The organism is Microbacterium sp. BE35 (assembly GCF_031457705.1).
Taxonomy (GTDB): Bacteria; Actinomycetota; Actinomycetes; order Actinomycetales; family Microbacteriaceae; genus Microbacterium; species Microbacterium trichothecenolyticum.
Window position 1 is genome coordinate 771827 of record NZ_JAVDXD010000001.1, and the last position, 14302, is coordinate 786128.

Sequence of the window (14302 nt, forward strand, 5' to 3'; positions counted from 1 at the left end):
TTGGGGTCGGGATGTCGCCGAATGTGACTGCGGAACTGCGGGGCGCCCGGTCGACGAGCGCGGGGCGCCCGGTCGACGAGCACGGGGCGGCCGGCGACGGCGGGGCGGCGGGAATGACGGATGCCCCGGACCGGCGCCGCGAGGGGCGCCAGGCCGGGGCATCCGGGGTGCTGGAACGGGTCATCGGCCCGGGGTGAGGCCGACCGGGGGGATCAGGCGGCGACGGGGACCGCGGCGTAGCGGTCGACCAGGGCGCCGAAGGCCTGGAGGTAGCCGACGAGGAAGTCGGCGGTCTGCTCGTTGGTGACCTCGCCGGCCTCGGTGAAGAGCCCGGGCGTGGTCTGCACGTAGCCCTCGGGCTGGCCGAGCGTCGGAGCGTTGTAGTGGCTCAGGATCGCCTTGAGGTGCTGCTGCGCGGCCGCGGTGGCGATGCCGCCGCCCGAGGTGCCGATGACGGCGGTGGGCTTGCCGTCGAACGAGCCCTGGCCCCACGGGCGGGCCGACCAGTCGAGGGCGTTCTTCAGCACGCCGGGGATCGAGCGGCTGTACTCCGGCGTGATGATGATGACGCCGTCGACGTCGGCGATGGCCTGCTTGAAGTCGCGGGCGACCTGGGGGAAGTCGGCGTCGAAGTCGGGAGAGTAGAAGGGGAGGTCCTTGATCGGGATCTCGACGAGGGTGGTGCCCTCCGGAGCGAGACGCTCGAGCGCCTTCGCGAGACGACGGTTGATGGAGGTCGACGAGATGCTGCCGACGATGTAGCCGATGGTCCGCTCGGACATGTGGGTTCTCCTTGAAAAACAAAGGCGTCCCCGGTGGGGACCACCGTGGACGTTCCACATCCATGCAAGCACATGCACGCCCCTTCTATTCCGGTGCATGAAAGATCTCTCATCCACCCCCCTCCCCCGCGCGGCGGAGGAAGCTCGAATCCGCCCCACGGGGGAGGACGCCCAGCCCTCCCGTCCGTAGCGTCTGTTGCAGGGGGGATCGAGAGGAGACAGGGATGCTGCAGCTTCGCGGTATCGGCAAGAGCTACGGAGGGCGCCGCGTGCTCGACGACGTGTCGTTCGACGTGCGGCCCGGCCGGCTGACCGGCTTCGTCGGCGGGAACGGCGCGGGCAAGACCACCACCATGCGGATCGTGCTGGGGGTGCTCGCCGGGGATGCTGGCACCGTCACCCTCGACGGCGCCGAGGTGACGGCCACCGACCGCCGCCGCTTCGGCTACATGCCCGAGGAACGCGGGCTCTACCCGAAGATGAAGGTGCACGAGCACATCACGTACCTCGCGCGCCTGCACGGGTTCTCGAAGACGGATGCCTCGACCCGCGCTCGCGCGCTGCTCGAGCAGCTCGGGCTCGGTGAGCGCCTGAACGACAACGTCGAGACGCTCTCGCTCGGCAACCAGCAGCGCGCGCAGATCGCCGCCGCGCTCGTGCACGACCCGCAGGTGCTGATCCTCGACGAGCCGTTCTCCGGTCTCGACCCGCTCGCGGTCGACGTCGTGGCGGAGGTGCTGCAGGAGCGCGCCGCGGCCGGCGCCGCCGTGCTGTTCTCGTCGCACCAGCTGGACGTCGTCGAGCGCCTGTGCGACGACCTCGTGATCATCGCCGGCGGCACGATCCGCGCGGCCGGCGCCCGTGACGCCCTCCGCGCGCAGCACTCGACCCGCCGCTTCGAGCTCGTCTCGGCCGGCGACGCCGGGTGGCTGCGCAGCGAGCCCGGCGTCGAGGTGCTCGACTTCGACGGCGGCTACGCCGTGTTCGACGCCGACAGCGACGAGACCGCGCAGCGGGTGCTGCGCCGGGCCGTCGCGAACGGGGATGTCGCGAGCTTCGCGCCGCAGCATCCGTCCCTCGCCCAGATCTTCAAGGAGGTCATCCAGTGAGCACCACCGACACCCGCCGCGGCGGGAGCACGCTGGGCGCAGGCCAGGCGATCTGGCTCGTCGCCGAGCGTGAGATCGGCTCGAAGCTGCGCAGCAAGGCGTTCGTCATCTCGACGGCCATCCTGTTCATCGGCGCGCTGGCCATCGTCATCTGGGGCGGCTTCCAGGCGGCGAACAACAGCGGCACGCCCGTCGCGGTGACCGCCGACGCGCAGCAGTACGTCGCCCAGGCCGAGGGCCTCGACGTCACGGACGTCGCAGACCGTGCCGCCGCCGAAGCGCTCGTGAAGGACGGCGAGGTCGACGCCGCCGTCGTGGGCGACTCGTCGTCGCCGCTCGGGTTCGCGATCGTCGCGGAGTCGTCCGCTCCCACGTCGCTGATGCTGCAGCTCGCGCAGGTGCCGCCGGTCGAGCTGCTCGCTCCCGAGGAGGGGAACGCGGCACTCGGCTACATCGCCGCGATCGGCTTCGGCATCGTGTTCCTGCTCGCCGCGTCGCTGTTCGGCGGCACGATCGCGCAGAGCGTCGTCGAAGAGAAGCAGACCCGCGTGGTCGAGCTGCTCATCTCGGCGATCCCGGTGCGGTCGCTGCTGGCCGGCAAGGTCATCGGCAACACGGTGCTCGCGATGGGCCAGATCCTGATCCTCGCCGCGATCGCGATCATCGGCCTCACGGTGACCGACCAGACAGCGCTGCTGCAGGGCCTCGGCGCCCCGATCGCCTGGTTCGCGATCTTCTTCCTCTTCGGCTTCATCCTGCTGGCGTCGCTGTTCGCGGCGGCCGCCTCGATGGTGTCGCGCCAGGAGGACATCGGCTCGACCACGATGCCGCTGACGATGCTCGTGATGGCGCCGTACTTCCTCGTCATCTTCTTCAACGACAACCCGCTGGTGCTCGCGATCATGTCGTACGTGCCGTTCTCGGCGCCGGTCGGCATGCCGATGCGCATCTTCCTCGGGCAGGCGCAGTGGTGGGAGCCGCTGCTGTCGATCGTGATCCTCATGGCGACGTGCGTCGCGGCGATCCTCATCGCCGCCCGCATCTACGAGAACTCGCTGCTGCGCATGGGCGGCCGGGTGAAGCTCTCGGAGGCCCTCGCCGGCTGACCCGGGTCACATCGGATGAGGGATGCTGCGGCCCGGCGCACTGCGCCGGGCCGCAGCATCCCTCTGTCCTCTGCACTCTTCGTGTGCTCCGGCCGAGCGCATAGGGTCTGCGCGCGCACAACGCGTGTCCTGGGTGCGAGCACACGATGCGGGCGGTCGCGCAACGCGCACGGGCGCAAGCCCCTGCCCACAGCGAGGGTGCGTGGGTAGCGTGAATCGCATGTCGGCGCAGACCACCTTGCTCATCCTGGGCGCCTCGGGCGACCTCACCTCGCGGCTGCTGCTGCCCGCGCTCGGCCAGCTGCTCGCTCGGGAGCCGCAGCGCTCGGTGCGCCTGCGCGGCGCCGGCATCGATGACTGGGACGACGAGCGCTGGCGGCAGACGGTGCGCGCGTCCTTCGAGTCGGCCGGGTTCGCCGACGCATTCGACGCTGTCGCCGACACGACGTACGCGCGTGCCGACATCACCGATGCGAAGGACCTCGAGCGGCTGCTCGCCGACCATGACGGACGGATCGCCCTGTACTTCGCCGTGCCGCCCGCGGTCGCGAAGGCCGCGTGCGAGGCGCTCGTCGGCGTCGACATCCCCGAGGGCACGGTGCTCGCGCTCGAGAAGCCGTTCGGCGTCGACCAGGCGAGCGCCCACGCGCTGAACTCGACGCTCGCCCGTCTCGTGCCCGAGGAGCAGGTGTTCCGCATCGACCACTTCCTGGGCCGGTCGACGACGCTGAACCTCCTGGGCGTGCGCTTCGCGAACCGCGTCTTCGCGCCGGTGTGGCGCGCGCAGGACGTCGCATCGGTGGTCATCCGCTACGACGAGACGCTCGGCCTCGAGGGCCGCGCCGGCTACTACGACCGGGCGGGCGCGCTCGTCGACATGATCCAGAGCCACCTGCTGCAGGTGATGGCGGTGCTCGCGATGGAGCCGCCGGCGACGCTGCACGAGCGGGACTTCCGCGATGCGACGGCCGCGGTGCTGCGCGCGACCCGCGTGTGGGGCGACGATCCGGCGAAGGCCTCGCGGCGGGCGCGGTACACGGCCGGACGGGCGGGGAACAGAGAGCTTCCGGCGTACACGGACGAGCCCGGCGTCGATCCGTCGCTCGGCACGGAGACGCTCGCCGAGGTCACGTGCGAGGTGCGCAACGAGCGGTGGAAAGGCGTGCCGTTCACCCTGCGGTCGGGCAAGGCGCTCGCCGGCAAGGACGGCGAGGTCGTGGTGACCTTCCGTCCCGTGAACCACGTCCCCGAGGGCCTCACCGGGGCGGCGCCCGGCTCCGTGCTGCGCTTCTCCCTCGGCCCCGACCGGATGGAGCTCGAACTCAACGTCAACGGCGGCGACGACCCGTTCGAACTCGAGCGGGCGCTGCTCGAAGCCGACCTCGGCGAGGGCGCGCTCAGGGCCTATGGCGAGGTGCTGTCGGGCATCCTCGACGCCGACGCGACCCTCGCGGTGCGCGGCGACGCGGCCGAGGAGTCGTGGCGCATCGTCGACCCCGTGCTGGCGGCCTGGCGCGCCGGCGACGTGCCGCTCGACGAGTATCCGGCGGGGTCGCCCGGCCCCGCCGGCTGGCCGGTGCTGCCCTGACCGGTGGCGCGCCTATTGCTTGCCCATCATCTGCGGCTCCATGCGGCCGACCGAGATGACGTTGCCCGCGGGGTCTTTGAACCATGCGATGTCGGGGCCGCCCTCGAAGCCCCGTGAGATGCCCTTCTCGTCGGTGCCGTAGTCGGGGTCGGTGTAGATCTTCGTGACGACGCCGCGCTTGTTCAGGTCGTCGACGGCGGCATCGACGTCGGCGACGCTGAAATTGAGGATCGTGAACACGGCCGGCTCGTGATCCTCCTTCGGGTAGACGAAGATGCTGCCCTCGCCGGGGAGCGCGATCGTGAAGCCTCCGCCCATCTCTTCGTAGACGGTGACGTCGAGCCCCAGGGTGTCGCGGTAGAAGGCCGCGGCTGCGCCGATGTCGGGTACGGCGAAGCTAGAGAACGGCCGATCGGGTGTGAACATGACAGCCTCCCAGTGGTTGTGCCGCCGCCAACGATCCTCTTGCCCGCGGGGCATGTCCAGAGGGGTCGCGGCGCACCTTCGCTGCGCCGCGGGCGCGGCGTAGACTCCCGGCATCCGCACGAACCGTGACAGCGCTGTGACCGTCAACGGGCGGGTCGTCCCGCTCGTGGGCGCGGTCGCGCACGCCACCGCGCTCGACTGGCTGCGCAGCCTCGGACTGACCGGCGCGAAGGAGGGCTGCGCCGAGGGCGAGTGCGGCGCCTGCGCCGTGCTGGTCGCCACGGCGGGGCCCGAGGGCACCGCCGTGTGGACCCCGGTCAATGCCTGCCTGGTGCCCGTCCATGCGCTCGACGGGCAGGAGGTGGTGACCTCCGAGGGCCTGGGTTCACCCGACCACCTGCATCCGGTGCAGCAGCGACTCGCTGCCGCGGGCGGCTCGCAATGCGGCTACTGCACGCCCGGGTTCGCGTGTGCGATGGCCGCCGAGTTCTACCGGTCCGACCGCGGGGCGGGCACGGCCGACGGCGAGCTCGGGGCGAACGGATTCGACCTGCATGCGCTGAGCGGCAACCTGTGCCGCTGCACGGGCTACCGGCCCATCCGCGACGCGGCGTTCGGGCTCGGGATGCCTCGGCCCGACGATCCGCTCCGTGAGCGGCTGACCGAGCCGGCGCCGACGGCGGTCGCCACCGCGGTGCGAGCAGCCGACGGGCGCTTCGTGCGACCCGAGACGCTGGGCGAGGCCCTGCAGCTGCTGCGCGACGAACCGGAGGCGCTCGCCGTGGCCGGCAGCACGGACTGGGGGGTCGATGTGAACCTGCGCGGCGCGCGCGCCCCTCTGGTCGTCGCGATCGACCGCCTCCCCGAGCTTCGGGGTCTCGAGTTCACCGGCGACGCGGTCGGGATCGGCGCAGCGGTGCCGCTGTCGGAGATCGAGCAGAGCGTGGGCGAGCGGGTACCGCTGCTCGCGCAGCTGCTCCCCCAGTTCGCGTCGCGCCTGATCCGCAACCGCGCGACGCTCGGCGGCAACCTCGGCACCGCCTCGCCCATCGGCGACGCGGCTCCGGCGCTGCTCGCGCTCGGGGCGAGTGTCGTGCTCGTCTCGGCCGGCGGCGAGCGCGAGGTCGACCTCGCCGACTACTTCACGGGGTATCGCACCTCGGTCAGGCGCCGGGACGAGCTCATCCGGATGGTGCGGGTCCCGCTGCCGTCGGCGGGTCCGACCGCGTTCCACAAGGTCGCGAAGCGGCGGTTCGACGACATCTCGTCGGTGGCGGTCGCCTTCGCCCTCGAGCTCGACGGCGGCTCCGTCACAAGAGCGCGTATCGGCCTCGGCGGCGTCGCCGCGACGCCCCTCCGCGCGTACGCGACCGAGCAGGCCCTCGAGGGACGCGCGTGGAACGCCGCGACGGTGGCGGCGGCATCCGTCGTCCTGCAGCGTGAGGGGACGCCGCTCGACGACCACCGCGCGAGCGCCGCGTACCGCGCACGCATGCTCGGCACGGCGCTGCCGGCGCTCTTCGCGGCGTCGGCCGACGACGAGGAGGCGACGGCATGAGCTCGCTCGCCGATCGCCCCGAGAACCCGGTCGTCGGGCGCCCTGCGGTGCACGAGAGCGCGGCCCTGCACGTGACGGGCGCGGCCGTCTACACCGACGACGTCGCGGCCCGATCCCACGGCGTGCTGACCGCATGGCCGGTGCAGTCGACCGTCGCGCATGCCCGCGTCAGCGTCGACGTGGCACCCGCCTACGATGTGGCCGGGGTCGTCCGGGTGCTGACCGCCGACGATGTGCCGGGCATCAACGACGCGGGAGTCAAGCACGACGAGCCCCTCTTCCCGACCGAGGCGATGTTCTTCGGCCATGCGCTGGTGTGGGTGCTGGGAGAGACGACGGATGCCGCGCGCCAGGGCGCGGCCGCCGTCACGGTGTCGTACGAGCCGCTGCCGTCGCTGATCACGGTGCAGGAGGCGATCGACGCGGGGTCGTTCCAGGGCGTGCCACGCACGATCGCACGCGGGGACGCGGCATCCGCTCTCGCATCCTCGGCATTCGTCTTCGAAGGCGAGAGCGCGATCGGCGGCCAGGAGCACTTCTCGCTCGAGACGCATGCCTCCTACGCGGTGCGCGATCCCGACGGACGCTACTTCGTGGAGTGCTCGACGCAGCATCCGTCCGAGACGCAGGAGATCGTGGCGCACGTGCTGGGTGTCCCGTCGAGCGAGGTCACCGTCGAGTGCCTGCGCATGGGGGGCGGGTTCGGCGGCAAGGAGATGCAGCCGCACGGGTTCGCGGCGATCGCGGCGCTCGGGGCGAAGCTCACCGGACGCCCCGTGCGCCTGCGGCTCACCCGCACGCAGGACATCACGATGTCGGGCAAGCGCCACCCGTTCCACCTCGCGTGGCGGGTGGGCTTCGATGCAGACGGGTTCCTGCAGGCGCTCGACGCGACCCTCACCGCCGACGGCGGCTGGAGCCTCGATCTCTCGGAGCCGGTGCTCGGCCGCGCGCTCTGCCATGTCGACAACGCCTACTGGATCCCCAACGTGCGCGTGCACGGCCGCGTCGCGCAGACGCACAAGCAGTCGAACACGGCGTTCCGCGGCTTCGGCGGGCCGCAGGGCGTGTTCCTCATCGAAGACATCCTGGGCCGCGCGGCGCCCGTGCTCGGGGTCGATCCCCTCGAGCTGCGGAAGAAGAACTTCTACCGACCGGGTCAGTCGACGCACTACGGGCAGCTGGTGAAGGACGCCGGGCGGCTCACGGCGATATGGGAGCGCCTCCGCAGCGAGGCCGACCTCGACGCCCGCCTGCACGACATCTCGCGGTTCAACGAGGCGCACGCCGACCGCAAACGCGGGCTCGCGATGACTCCGGTCAAGTTCGGCATCTCGTTCACCTTCACGTCGTTCAACCAGGCCGGCGCGCTCGTGCTCGTCTACAAGGACGGCTCGGTGCTGATCAACCACGGCGGCACCGAGATGGGTCAGGGCCTGCACACGAAGATGCTGCAGGTGGCCGCAACGGCGCTCGGGGTGCCGCTCGAGGCTGTTCGGGTCGCTCCGACGCGTACCGACAAGGTGCCCAACACGTCGGCGACCGCCGCGTCGTCCAGCGCCGACCTCAACGGCGGCGCCGTCAAGCTCGCGTGCGAGGAGATCCGCGGCCGGCTGGCCGCCGTGGCAGGACGCCTCCTCGGCGTCGACGCGCGTGATGTGCGGTTCTCCGACGGCTGCGTCACCGCACTGGGCGGAGGGGAACGGATGCCGTTCGCCGACGTGGTCGCCGAGGCCTACCTGCAGCGCGTGCAGCTGTTCGCCGCGGGCTACTACCGCACCGAGGGGCTGCACTGGGACGCCGACCGCCAGCAGGGGTCGCCCTTCAAGTACTTCGCCTACGGCTGCGCCGCCGCGGAGGTCGAAGTGGACGGCTTCACCGGTGCGTACCGCCTCCGCCGCGTCGACATCGTGCACGACGCCGGCGACTCGCTCTCGCCGCTCCTCGACATCGGCCAGATCGAGGGCGGCTTCGTGCAGGGCACCGGATGGCTGACCATCGAGGAGCTTCGCTGGGACACCGGCGACGGACCGACGCGCGGCCGCCTGCAGACCCCGTCGGCCAGCACGTACAAGCTGCCGAGCTTCTCCGAGATGCCCGAGGAGTTCCACGTCGCGCTCTTCGAGGACGCCCGCGAGGACGGCGCCGTATACGGCTCCAAGGCCGTGGGTGAACCTCCGCTGCTCCTCGCCTTCAGCGTGCGCGAGGCGCTGCGGCAGGCGGTCGGGGCGTTCGGCCCGGCCGGGCGCAGCGTCGAGCTCGGCTCGCCCGCCACCCCCGAGGCGGTGTTCTGGGCGATCGAGGCCGCGCGCGGCGCAGCAGGTGCGGAGGCGGCGTCCGTGTCCCGCGACGGCACGGTCCCCGCCCCCCCGCCACTCGCCGCCGGCGTCCGCCGGGCGGCGGACCCGGGGCCTGCGGAGCCCGACCTCCTCACGGCGGGCCGCTGAGGCCGGCCGTGGACTGGCTCGACGCGGTGCGGACCCTGCGCGACGCCCGCACGCCCGCAGTGATCGTGACGCTGGCGATGGTGCGCGGCCACGCCCCGCGCAACGGCGGCGCGAAGATGGTCGTCTCACCGGGCGGGGTCTTCGAGACGATCGGAGGCGGCAACCTCGAGGCCACCGCCCTCGCCCGCGCCCGTGCGATGCTCGCCTCCGGAACCGCCGAGCCGGAGCTGCTGACGCTCACCCTGAGCGACAAGGAGACCACGGAGTACGGCGTGCAGTGCTGCGGAGGAGAGGTCACGCTCATGCTGGAGCCGGTGCGGGTCGTGCCGTCGGTCGCGGTGTTCGGGATGGGACACGTGGGACTCGAGGTGGCGCGGATCCTCGCGCGCCAGCACATCGACCTGCACCTCGTCGACTCCAGGGAGGCGATGCTCGGCCCGACGCGCCTGGGGATCGGCGGCGCCCCGGGGCCGCTCGCCGACGCGGTCGCGGGGGTGCATGTGCACCATGCGCCGGTGCCGGAGGCCGTGCTGGCGTCGGTGCCGGCCGGGACGCACGTGCTCGTCATGACCCACGACCACGCCGAAGACCTCGCGATCGTCGACCAGGCGCTGCGCATCGAGGGCATCGCCTCGATCGGCCTCATCGGCTCGCGCTCCAAGTGGGCCCGCTTCCGGGCACGCCTCCAGGAGGCCGGCCACGACCAGGCGTCCCTGGCCAGGGTGACGACGCCGATCGGTCTGCCCGAGATCCCCGGCAAGCAGCCCGCCACGATCGCGGTGAGCGTCTCCGCCCAGCTGCTGCAGCTGATCGAGCAGGCTGCCCCCGTCGCTTCGAGTCCCTGAGTGAGCGGGCCGTTCGAGGCGTTTCGTCAGTACTCGATGCGGGTCGAGGTCCGGCCCCACTCGGTGAACGGCGCGATGCGATGCTCGGGGGTGAGGTCGATCGACTCCACGGGCATGATGTCGCGATGCTCGGGGTGGCCGTCGAAGTAGCGGTAGAAGACCGCGTCGTCGAAGCCCGCCGCCGCGGCGTCCTCGCGGTCGGCAGCGAAGTACACCCGGTCCACGCGAGCCCAGAGCGCGGTGCCCAGGCACATCGGGCACGGCTCGCAGCTCGTGTAGAGCGTCGCTCCGGTGAGGTCGAACGTCCCCAATCCCTGGCATGCCCGCCGGATGGCGACGACCTCGGCGTGCGCCGACGGGTCGAGGTCGGCGGTGACGCGGTTCACCCCCTCGAAGACCTGCCCGTCCGCCGACACCACGACCGCCCCGAACGGACCGCCCGCATTGCGGACGTTCTCGGTCGCGATCTCGATGGCCCGGGCGAGGTAGCGGGCGGGCGTCCCGTCGGTGGAGGACATCAGGCCTCCACCATACGAGCGCCCAGCGCCCCGCGCATCACCCCCGCGCGCGAGGCCGTCACCGCTCGACCAGCACCCCGTCGGCGTCGGCCCACACATGCTTGTGCGGGACGAAGGCGACGCCCGCGATGACCACCGGCACGTCGACCTCGCCGACGCCCGTCTTCGCGCTCTTGCGCGGGTTGGAGCCGAGCGCCTTGACGCCGAGGTCGAGGTCGCCGATCGCCACCCGGTCGCGGATCGCGCCGTGCACGATGATCCCCGCCCAGCCGTTCTCGACGGCGGAGGCCGCGATGAGGTCGCCCACCAGCGCGGACTCGAGCGATCCGCCCCCGTCGATGACGAGCACGGCGCCGACGCCCGGGGTCGCGAGCACCGCCTTCACGAGCGCGTTGTCGCGGTGGCACCGCACGGTTCGAATCGGCCCGTCGAACGCGACGCGCCCGCCGATGTCGTGCAGCTGCAGCGCGAGCGAGTCCAGCTCGTCGCCGCGTTCGTCGTAGAGGTCGGCCGTCGCGGTGGTCATGCTCCGACGCTATGACGATGCTGCGCCCCGAGGCATCCGTCATGAAGAGAAGTTCGCGCACCCTTCTGCGCACCGCAAGAACGGGCGTCAGGCCGGGGAGGGCGGGTTGTCGTCGGGGTGGAGGGTGCTGAAGAACGAGTAGGTGTCGCCGTCAGCGTCGGGATCGCGCTCCTTGAACTCGTTGACCAGTTCGTACAGGCGGCGCTGGAACTCCTCCTTGTGCTCGTCGTTGAGCTTGAGACCGAGCCAGGTGACGTCCAGGTCGTCGGGGTCGAGCCCTTCGATCTGCTGGAGGAACGTCTCGACCAGGATCGGCGAGCCGCCCGGCATCGACGTGCGCCACGACAGCCCCGTCGCCTTGTACGGCACCTCACGGGCGCCCTGCGCGCCGGTGCGCTCGGCCTGCGCGGCGAGATAGCCGGTCTGGACCAGCGTGCGCACGTGGTGGAGCATCGTGCCGGGGTTCACGCCCAGCAGGCCGGCGAGCTCCTTGTTGGTGCGCGATTCGAACGCGCACAGGCGCAGCACGCGCAATCGGAGCGGCGAACTGAGCGCGCGCATCCGGGCCTCCGCCTCGGGGTCTCCCTCGCGCAGTTCGATCCGCTCTTCCTGGTCCGCCACGACGTCAGCGTACAAGACCGATTGACACACTTCAATCAGTGACGCAGACTGATTGGCATGTCCCAATCAGATGAGGTCCGCGAGGCCGAGGTCGTCGACGACGCCGCCCTCGCGGAGGCCCGGGCCGAGTCCTCCACGCTCACCTCGCGCGCCGACGCGGGCGAAGCGGTGGAAGCGGATCAGGATGCTGCAGCCGCCCCGGACTCATCTCCACCGGCACCGAAGGGTTCGCTGTGGCGCGACCGCAACTTCCTGACGCTGTGGTCGGGGCAGGCGCTCAGCCAGTTCGGCGCGCAGATCACCGAGCTCGCCATCCCGGTGCTGGCGGTGCTGATGCTGAACGCGACCGAGTGGGAGGTCGGACTGCTCAATGCGGCGCAGGTCGCGGCCTTCCTCGTCGTCGGCCTTCCCGCCGGGGCGTGGATCGACCGGATGCGCAAGCGCCGCGTCATGATCTGGGCGGACGCGGTCCGGGCAGTGGCGCTCGCGACGCTCCCCGTCCTCGCCCTGCTCGGTGTGCTGGAGATCTGGCACATGATCGTCGTCGCGTTGATCATGGGCGTGGCGACCGTGTTCTTCGACGTCTCGTACCAGAGCATCATCCCCTCGCTCGTGCGCACCGACCAGATCGGCGAGGCGAACGGCAAGCTGCAGTCGACCTACGAGCTCGCCAATATCGCGGGCCCCGGCATCGGCGGCTGGCTCATCGGAGTGCTCACGGCGCCGTTCGCGATCTTCGCGACAGTCGGCACGTACGTCGCCTCCTTCGTCGCGCTGCTCTTCACACGTGACCACGAGAAGCCTCGCGCCAGGGAGGATCACAAGCCCCTGGTTCAGGAGATCGGTGAGGGCCTGCGCTGGGTGTTCGGGAATCCGCTGCTGCGCCGCATCGTCGGCACGACGGGGACGGCGAACTTCTTCGGGACGATCGCGCAGACGCTGGTGCCGATCTTCGTGCTGCGCGAGCTGGGCTTGAGTCCTCAGCTGTTCGGCATCGTGTTCTCGCTGTCGGCGGTCGGCGGCCTCGTCGGCGCCATGGTGACGCCGCGGATCATCGCGTGGCTCGGCGAGGCCCGTGCGATCCCGATCAGCGCGATCGCGTTCAGCGTCGCGCCCTTCTTCCTCCCGGTGATCTCCCTCGTTCCGGCGCTCGCCTTCCCGCTGCTGGTGGTGCAGGGGTTCATCATGAGCTTCACGATCCTGCTGTACAACATCACGCAGGTGACGTTCCGCCAGCGCATCACGCCGCCGCGTCTCCTCGGCCGGATGAACGCATCGATCCGCTTCGTCGTGTGGGGCGTCATGCCGATCGGGGCACTCATCGCCGGCGCGCTGGGAACGTGGATCGGCACCGTTCCGACACTGTGGATCGCCGCGACCGGCGAGCTTCTCGCGTGCCTGTTCGTCGTCATCGGCCCGTTCTGGCGCATGCGGGAACTCCCCGACGCGCACGCCGAGCACACTGACCACGAGCCCGCCGGCTGACAGACCAGGATGCCTCGGCCCGCCGCGCAGGGTACAGGCCGAGGCATCCGTCCCCCTCCGCCCTGCGGTACCCGACCTGCGGGTTTCCGGCAAGGTCGTGCCCTTCGGGGTTCGAGCATGCTTAGGTTGCACCATGACGGCCCGCATCGTCTCGATCGGCACAGCTGTTCCGCCCACCCGCATCGCGCAGGCGGTCGCGCGCGACATCTTCGCGGCGCAGGAGGGCGCCGACCGGCTCGCGCGGCGCCGCATCCAGGCGGTCTTCGACGCGTCGGCGATCGAACAGCGGCATACGGTCCTCGCCGAGTTCGCGTCCGGCCCGGCGACCGGCCCCGCTGACCCTGCCGCGTTCGTCGACGTCGAGGGCCGACTCCTGTCCCCCACCACCGGCGCGCGCAACCAGCGCTTCATCGCGTCGGCGCCGAAGCTCACCGCCGCCGCCGCCCGCACCGCGCTGGCCGACGGCGGGATCGATCCTTCCGCGGTGACCCACGTCGTCACCGTCTCGTGCACGGGGCTCTTCGCGCCCGGCCCGGACTATCACCTCGTCCGCGAACTCGGGCTGCGGCCGACAGTCGAGCGCTGTCACCTCGGGTTCATCGGGTGCGCCGCGGCGCTGCCCGCACTGCGCGTGGCGTCGGCCCTGGCGGCGAGCAAGCCGGACGCGGTCGTGCTGGTCGCCGCGACCGAGCTGTGCACGCTCCACCTGCGGCCCTCGAACGATCCGCAGCAGATCGTCGCAGCATCCGTCTTCGCCGATGGCGCGGCGGCGGCGATCGTCACCGCCGATCCGGCCGCGGGAAACCCCGGCGGGCTCGAGCTCGACAGGTTCGGCACAGCCCTCACCGACGAGGGCGAGACCGACATGGTCTGGACGATCGGCGACAACGGGTTCGAGATGATCCTCTCCGCCGAGGTGCCGCGCATCATCGGCCGCGAGATCCAGGGCGCGGTGGGCAGATTCCTGGGCGACGACGCGCCCCCCGAGGTGTGGGCGGTGCACCCCGGCGGGCGCAGCGTGCTCGATCGCGTCGAGACCGGGCTCGACCTCCCAGCCGATGCCCTCGCGGTCTCGCGCGCAGTGCTGCGGGACTTCGGCAACATGTCCAGCGCGACGATCCTGTTCATCCTCGCCGCGCTCCTGCGCGACGACGACGTCCGCGATGGCGCGCGCGTCGCCGGACTGGCCTTCGGCCCGGGGCTCACCGTCGAGTCGGCGCTGATGACCCGGCGCCGTCCGGCGGTCACGGGCGCGGAGGACGTCGGCCTCGCCCTGGCGGCCTCCGCGTGA

14 protein-coding genes are annotated in these 14302 nt (G+C 71.5%); 9 read left to right on the plus strand and 5 right to left on the minus strand.

The features are described from left to right. The first annotated feature begins 11 nt into the window (after positions 1-11). The gene (locus J2Y46_RS03340) at positions 12-197 is read left to right on the plus strand and encodes a hypothetical protein (protein ID WP_310240216.1); all 186 of its coding nucleotides are present in this window, start codon (positions 12-14) and stop codon (positions 195-197) included. A gap of 15 nt (positions 198-212) precedes the next feature. Here the strand turns inward: J2Y46_RS03340 and J2Y46_RS03345 are convergent, their stop codons facing one another. After that, complete coding sequence (locus tag J2Y46_RS03345; protein ID WP_045299305.1) at positions 213-782, minus strand: NADPH-dependent FMN reductase; 570 nt, start codon at positions 780-782, stop codon at positions 213-215. A gap of 224 nt (positions 783-1006) precedes the next feature. Between J2Y46_RS03345 and J2Y46_RS03350 the strand changes: the two genes are divergently transcribed. The 3 genes from J2Y46_RS03350 (at position 1007) to J2Y46_RS03360 (ending at position 4585) form a co-directional block, all read left to right on the plus strand. Next, positions 1007-1891 (plus strand): ABC transporter ATP-binding protein, encoded by an 885-nt coding sequence (locus tag J2Y46_RS03350; RefSeq protein WP_045299307.1) that lies wholly within the window; start codon positions 1007-1009, stop codon positions 1889-1891. After that, positions 1888-2997, plus strand: a complete 1110-nt coding sequence (locus J2Y46_RS03355; RefSeq protein ID WP_045299309.1) for an ABC transporter permease — start codon at positions 1888-1890, stop codon at positions 2995-2997. Before J2Y46_RS03350 ends, J2Y46_RS03355 begins: the two co-directional genes overlap by 4 nt. A gap of 220 nt (positions 2998-3217) precedes the next feature. Then, complete coding sequence (locus J2Y46_RS03360; protein ID WP_310240219.1) at positions 3218-4585, plus strand: glucose-6-phosphate dehydrogenase; 1368 nt, start codon at positions 3218-3220, stop codon at positions 4583-4585. Positions 4586-4597: 12 nt separating this feature from the next. Here J2Y46_RS03360 and J2Y46_RS03365 read toward each other — a convergent pair whose 3' ends face one another. Continuing rightward, positions 4598-5011 carry a VOC family protein gene (locus J2Y46_RS03365; RefSeq protein WP_045299321.1) on the minus strand — a complete coding sequence of 138 codons (414 nt, stop codon included), beginning with the start codon at positions 5009-5011 and terminating at the stop codon, positions 4598-4600. 136 nt (positions 5012-5147) lie between these two features. Here J2Y46_RS03365 and J2Y46_RS03370 point away from each other — a divergent pair, with 136 nt between their 5' ends. The 3 genes from J2Y46_RS03370 to xdhC are packed head-to-tail and all read left to right on the plus strand — an operon-like array spanning position 5148 to position 9861. Next, positions 5148-6569, plus strand: coding sequence for an FAD binding domain-containing protein (locus J2Y46_RS03370; RefSeq protein ID WP_310240221.1), 1422 nt, complete (start codon positions 5148-5150; stop codon positions 6567-6569). Further along, positions 6566-9016, plus strand: a complete 2451-nt coding sequence (gene xdhB / locus J2Y46_RS03375; RefSeq protein ID WP_310240223.1) for a xanthine dehydrogenase molybdopterin binding subunit — start codon at positions 6566-6568, stop codon at positions 9014-9016. The genes J2Y46_RS03370 and xdhB overlap by 4 nt, the downstream gene beginning before the upstream one ends. Before the next feature lie 8 nt (positions 9017-9024). Next, a complete protein-coding gene (gene xdhC / locus J2Y46_RS03380) occupies positions 9025-9861 on the plus strand; it encodes a xanthine dehydrogenase accessory protein XdhC (protein WP_045299325.1) in 837 nt (278 codons plus the stop codon). A 26-nt stretch (positions 9862-9887) separates the two neighbouring features. Here xdhC and J2Y46_RS03385 read toward each other — a convergent pair whose 3' ends face one another. The 3 genes from J2Y46_RS03385 to J2Y46_RS03395 all read right to left on the minus strand — a co-directional run bounded on the left by J2Y46_RS03385 (position 9888) and on the right by J2Y46_RS03395 (position 11526). Next, positions 9888-10379: a nucleoside deaminase gene (locus J2Y46_RS03385; protein WP_045299327.1), complete on the minus strand. Its 492-nt coding sequence runs from the start codon at positions 10377-10379 to the stop codon at positions 9888-9890. A gap of 58 nt (positions 10380-10437) precedes the next feature. Then, positions 10438-10905 carry a ribonuclease E activity regulator RraA gene (rraA, locus tag J2Y46_RS03390; RefSeq protein WP_310240226.1) on the minus strand — a complete coding sequence of 156 codons (468 nt, stop codon included), beginning with the start codon at positions 10903-10905 and terminating at the stop codon, positions 10438-10440. Positions 10906-10992: 87 nt separating this feature from the next. After that, positions 10993-11526, minus strand: coding sequence for a winged helix-turn-helix domain-containing protein (locus J2Y46_RS03395; protein ID WP_157005521.1), 534 nt, complete (start codon positions 11524-11526; stop codon positions 10993-10995). Between the two features lie 57 nt (positions 11527-11583). Here J2Y46_RS03395 and J2Y46_RS03400 point away from each other — a divergent pair, with 57 nt between their 5' ends. Beyond that, a complete protein-coding gene (locus J2Y46_RS03400) occupies positions 11584-13011 on the plus strand; it encodes an MFS transporter (protein ID WP_052676784.1) in 1428 nt (475 codons plus the stop codon). 133 nt (positions 13012-13144) lie between these two features. Further along, positions 13145-14302: a type III polyketide synthase gene (locus tag J2Y46_RS03405; RefSeq protein WP_310240230.1), complete on the plus strand. Its 1158-nt coding sequence runs from the start codon at positions 13145-13147 to the stop codon at positions 14300-14302.